The organism is Microbacterium sp., from assembly GCF_036277215.1.
Taxonomy (GTDB): Bacteria; Actinomycetota; Actinomycetes; order Actinomycetales; family Microbacteriaceae; genus Microbacterium.
Genome location: NZ_DASUNI010000062.1, coordinates 1 through 5,120, shown reverse-complemented (window position 1 = coordinate 5,120; position 5,120 = coordinate 1). Strand labels below are relative to the sequence as shown.

The 5,120-nt window shown below is 71.0% G+C and carries 5 protein-coding genes; all 5 read left to right on the top strand.

Going from position 1 to position 5,120, the window contains the following annotated elements:
- The coding region (locus VFX99_RS03000; RefSeq protein ID WP_329664835.1) for a DUF3418 domain-containing protein at positions 1-1,053 on the top strand (1,053 nt) is incomplete at its 5' end.
- Between the two features lie 38 nt (positions 1,054-1,091).
- Entirely contained in the window at positions 1,092-2,033 is a 942-nt protein-coding gene (locus tag VFX99_RS02995; RefSeq protein ID WP_329664834.1) for an NADP-dependent oxidoreductase, read from the top strand.
- Positions 2,034-2,101: 68 nt separating this feature from the next.
- Positions 2,102-3,457 carry an O-acetylhomoserine aminocarboxypropyltransferase/cysteine synthase family protein gene (locus tag VFX99_RS02990; protein ID WP_329664833.1) on the top strand — a complete coding sequence of 452 codons (1,356 nt, stop codon included), beginning with the start codon at positions 2,102-2,104 and terminating at the stop codon, positions 3,455-3,457.
- Positions 3,454-4,437 (top strand): Gfo/Idh/MocA family oxidoreductase, encoded by a 984-nt coding sequence (locus VFX99_RS02985; RefSeq protein WP_329664832.1) that lies wholly within the window; start codon positions 3,454-3,456, stop codon positions 4,435-4,437. Before VFX99_RS02990 ends, VFX99_RS02985 begins: the two co-directional genes overlap by 4 nt.
- Before the next feature lie 48 nt (positions 4,438-4,485).
- Positions 4,486-5,120, top strand: a 635-nt coding sequence (locus tag VFX99_RS02980; RefSeq protein ID WP_329664831.1) for an NYN domain-containing protein, incomplete at its 3' end; no start/stop codon positions are given.

Here is a 5,120-nt window from a genome sequence, read left to right as displayed (position 1 = left end):
GAGCGCGGGCGCTCGCTGGGTTCCGATCGGGATCTGCGGATGCTGCAGCAGCGGTTCTCCGACCGCGCGCGCAGCTCGGTGGAGAAGTCGCTCACCCGCTCGTCGAGCGCGCGCAGCGAGACGAAACGTCCCGTCGGCGGCACCGCCCCCGGCCCCTCGACGGCCCCGCCGCTCCCGCAGGGGCTGGAGCCGCGCACCGGCATCACGGACTGGGACTTCGCCGACCTGCCGGTGGTCGTCGACACCCGGGTCGCGGGCGGCGTCGTGCGCGGCTACCCCGCCCTGGTCGACGAAGGGTCCTCCGTCGCGCTCCGCGTCGAGGCGACGCCCGAGGCCGCGGAGAGGGCGACGCGTGCCGGCGTGCGGCGTCTTCTGCTGCTGGCGGTCCCGTCGCCGGCGTCCTACGTGCTCGAGCACCTCACCTCGGCCGAGAAGCTCGCTCTCGCTGCATCCCCGTACCCGTCGGCGAAGAGCCTCGTCGAAGACGCGCGCGTCGCCGTGGCGGATGCGGTCGTGGCTCGCACCGCAGAGTCATCCGCCGTCCGCACCCGCGCCGACTTCGAGCGGGTGCGAGACGCACTGTCGGCCGCCGTGGTGGACGACACGTTCCAGACCGTGTCGCTGACGGCCCGCATCCTGACGGCCGCGCGCGAGGTCGATCGCGCGGTGCGCGGGCAGAACTCGCTCACCCTGCTCGGCGCGCTGAACGACGTTCGGGGCCAAGTCGCGGGTCTCGTCTTCCCCGGTTTCGTCTCGCGCGTCGGTGTCGCCCGCCTCGCCCACCTGCCGCGATATCTGCAGGCGGCGAAGGAACGGGTCGAGGGGCTGGTCGACAACCCTGGCCGCGATCGCCAGCGGCTGACGGAGTACGAGCGCGCCGCCGCGCTGTACACCGAGGCGGGGGGTTCGATGCCGGCGCCGCCGGATGCGCCGGCAGAACTGGTGCGCACGCGCTGGCTTCTGGAGGAGTACCGGGTGAGCCTGTTCGCGCAGCACCTGGGTACGGCGGAGCCGGTCTCGCTGCAGCGGATCCAGAAGTCGCTGCGCGAATAGCCGGGAATCAGTCCACGAAACGAGAGGTTGCCCCACCCATGGCCACAGCGATCGCGTACACCGAGCTCGGCGGACCAGAGGTCCTCACCCTGATCGAGGTCCCGACCCCGCCACCGGGCTCCGGCGAGATCGTCGTCCGCATCGAGGCGGCCGGCGTCAACCCCATCGACTGGAAGATCCGCAGCGGCGCGCGGGCGTCCGATCCGCTGACCGGGCCCCGCCGCATCGGCGCGGACGCCGCCGGCGTCGTCACCGCCGTGGGGGCGGAAGCGGACGGCTTCCGCACGGGAGACGCCGTCGTCGTGTTCGGAGCAACCGGCGCCTACGCCTCTGAGATCGTGATTCCGGTCGAGAAGGCGCAGCCGCGCCCCCCGCAGGTGAGCGCCGAGCAGGGGGCGGCGCTGGGCATCCCCGTCGGTACCGCCTATCAGGCGCTTCGCTCGCTCGCGGTGGACAGGCGCGACACTGTGCTCGTGCATGCCGGATCCGGATCGGTCGGGCAGGCCGCGATCCAGTACGCGGCGCTGTGGGGCGCGACGGTCGTGGCCACGTCGTCCGAGCGCCGGTTCGACCGCGTGCGCGAGCTCGGCGCGATCCCCGTCGCGTATGGCGACGGTCTCGCCGACCGCGTCCGTTCCGTCGCACCGCAGGGTGTCACAGTCGCAGTGGACATCGCCGGCACCGACGAGGCGATCCAGACCTCGCTCGAACTGGTCGCCGACCGCGAGCGGATCGTCACCCTCGTGCGGGGGAAGGATGCCGCCGCCTTCGGCATCCGCGCCTTCTCGGCCGGCAGCCCGATCCCCCTCAGCCCGCGCGAGCTGGCATGGCGACGCGAGGCGATCCCGGTCACGATCGCGTTGATGGCGGCGGGCGCGTTCTCGGTGGAGCTCGGGCCGTCGTACCCGCTCGCCGACGCCGCCGGCGCGCACCAGGCCGTTCAGGACGGTGTGGACGGCAAGGTCACGCTCATTCCATAACGCGCGCTCGGGTGCAACAGTTCGACACACGGAACGGCGCCGGCAGGACTGGCATCGACAATGGAGTCATGTCCGACGTGCCCCGTGCCTTCGCGACGGCGCAGGTTCAGGCAGGGTTCCGACAGGGCATCGCCGAGAACACCGCCGTGCCGCCGATCTACCAGTCGAACGCCTTCGAGTTCTCCTCCCTGACGGAGGCGAAGGAGCTGTTCGCGCTCCGCCGGGACGGCAACATCTACAGCCGCGCGGCGAATCCGACGGTCCTCGTCTTCGAGGAGCGGGTGGCGGCGCTCGAGGGCGGAATCGCTGCCGCGGGGGTCGCCTCGGGGCAGGCCGCGGTGGCGCTCGCACTGCTGGCCCTGGCCAAGCAGGGCGAGCACATCGTCGCGGCGCGGCAGCTCTACGGCGGCACCGTCGACCTGTTCCAGGACACGTTCGCCGACTGGGGCATCGAGGTGACGTTCGTCGACCAGGACGACGCGGATGCCTGGACCGCCGCCGTGCGACCCGAGACGCGCGCGTTCTTCGCGGAGTCGGTGACCAATCCCATCGCTCAGGTCCTGGACGCGCACACCGTCGCGCGGATCGCGCACGACGCGGGCGTGCCGCTCGTGATCGACAACACGGTCGCCACCCCCTACCTGCAGCGCTCGAAGGACTTCGGCGCCGACATCGTCGTCCACTCGGCGACGAAGTTCCTCGGCGGTCACGGCACGTCGCTCGGCGGCGTGATCGTCGACCTGGGCACGTTCGACTTCACGGCGGACCCCGCGCGGTGGCCGCAGCTGACCGGGCCGTACCGCCGCGTGCCGGGCGGCAGCCTCGTCGACCGGTTCGGGGGGACGGGGTCCCCTTTCATCGCGCTCGTGAAGACGAAGTACGCGCACGACCTCGGCCCGTCGCTGTCGGCGTTCAACGCCTTCCAGCTGCTGCAGGGCCTCGAGACGCTCGACCTGCGCCTCGCACGCCACTCCGCGACCGCGCTGGCCGCAGCAAGGTTTCTCGACGCCCATCCCTCCGTCGCGCGCGTGCACCACCCCGGCCTGGAGTCCAGTCCCTGGCACGAGCTCTCGCGCACCTACCTGCCGCGTGGCGCGGCATCCGTCTTCTCCTTCGACCTGCACTCGACCGGCGACCCTGACGCGGACTTCGCGCATGTCGAGGAGGTCATCGAGAGGCTCGAAGTCATCCGCCTGGTGGCGAACATCGGCGACGCGCGCAGCCTCGTGGCACACCCGGCATCGATGACCCACAGCCACATGTCGCCCGAGCAGCTGGCCGATTCGGGGATCACCTCGACCACGATCCGGCTCTCGACAGGGCTGGAGGACCCGGCCGACATCATCGCCGACCTGGATGCCGCCCTGGCCGTGAGCGAGCGGCGCGCGTCACCGAACGGCCGGGTCGCTACGCTCGAGGCATGACCGGACTGCGCTGGGGAATACTCGCCACGGGCGGAATCGCCCACGCCTTCACTCGCGACCTTCGCACCGCGGGACTCGACGTCACCGCCGTGGGATCCCGCTCCGCCGAATCCGGGGACCGGTTCGCGGCGGAGTTCGGGATCCCCCGCGTGCACGCCTCGTACGAGGACTTGGTGTCGGATCCCGATGTCGACATCGTGTACGTGTCGACCCCGCATCCGCTGCACGCCGAGAACGCGATCCTCGCGCTCGAGCACGGCAAGCACGTCCTGGTGGAGAAGCCGTTCACCCTCACCGGCGCGGAGGCCGCCGCCGTACGGGATGTCGCCGTCCAGCGAGGGCTGCTCGCGATGGAGGCGATGTGGACTCGGTATCTCCCGCACATGATCCGCGTCCGCGAACTCGTCGGCAGCGGAGCGCTCGGCGACGTGCGGGCGGTCCTCGCCGACCACACGCAGAAGATCTCGAGCGACCCCGACCACCGGCTCAACAAGCTGGAGCTGGGCGGCGGCGCGCTGCTTGACCTCGGCATCTATCCGATCTCTTTCGCGTGGGACATCCTGGGGGCTCCGACGACGGTGGTGTCGTCCGCGACGATCGGTCCCACCGAGGTCGACGCCGAGGTGGCGACGATCTTCACGCACGCCTCCGGCGCCCTGTCGACGTCGATCTCGGCATCCCACGCCGCCGGTCCGAACACCGCGCACATCATCGGGACCGACGCGCGCATCGACATCGACAAGGTCTGGTACAGCCCGACGACGTTCCGCGTGGTGGCGCCGGACGGGACCGTGCTGGACTCGTACGAATCGCACGTCGAAGGGCGCGGGATGCAGTATCAGGCGATCGCCGCGGAGCGCTATGTCAGCGAGGGCCGCAACGACAGCGACATCCTGCCGATCGACGAGACCGTCGCGATCATGGGAACGCTGGACGAGGTGCGCCGCCAGTTCGGGCTGGTGTACCCGAGCGAGCGCTGACCGGAGCTCGCCCAGGTTGAGACAGCAGGCGCCTGTCAGACTGGACGCATGCCCGACTCGCAGAACTCCCGCGTCGCCGTCTACCTGGACTTCGACAACATCGTCATCTCCTGGTACGACCGGGTGCACGGGCGCAACTCCTACGGCCGCGACCGCCAGCGGATCATCGAGACGCCCGAAGACCCCGAGATCGCGGAGCGTCTGAGCGCCGCCACCATCGACGTGGGCGCGATCATCGATTACGCGGCATCGTTCGGGACCCTGGTCCTCACGCGCGCCTACGCGGACTGGTCATCGCCGGTCAACGCCGTCTATCGGACCCAGCTCGTCGCGCGGGCGGTCGATCTCGTTCAGCTCTTTCCCGCCGCCGCATACGCCAAGAACGGCGCCGACATCCGCCTCGCCGTCGACGCCGTCGAGGACATGTTCCGCCTGCCCGACCTCACGCATGTGGTGATCGTCGCGGGTGATTCCGACTACGTGCCGCTCGCACAGCGCTGTCGCCGCCTGGGCCGGTACGTCGTGGGGGTCGGCGTCGCGGGGTCCACGGCGAAGTCGCTCGCCGCCGCGTGCGACGAGTTCGAGGCCTACGACTCGCTTCCGGGCGTTCCCCGGGTCGTCCGCGCCGCACCCCGGGAGGCCGGCTCCCGCGCGCCGTCCAGAGCGGCCGGATCGCGAGCGAA

Coding starts and splice junctions, on each gene's coding strand:
- VFX99_RS02985 (WP_329664832.1), top strand. CDS start 3,454: ATGACCGGACTGCGCTGGGGAATACTCGCCACGGGCGGAATCGCCCAC.
- VFX99_RS02995 (WP_329664834.1), top strand. CDS start 1,092: ATGGCCACAGCGATCGCGTACACCGAGCTCGGCGGACCAGAGGTCCTC.
- VFX99_RS02990 (WP_329664833.1), top strand. CDS start 2,102: ATGTCCGACGTGCCCCGTGCCTTCGCGACGGCGCAGGTTCAGGCAGGG.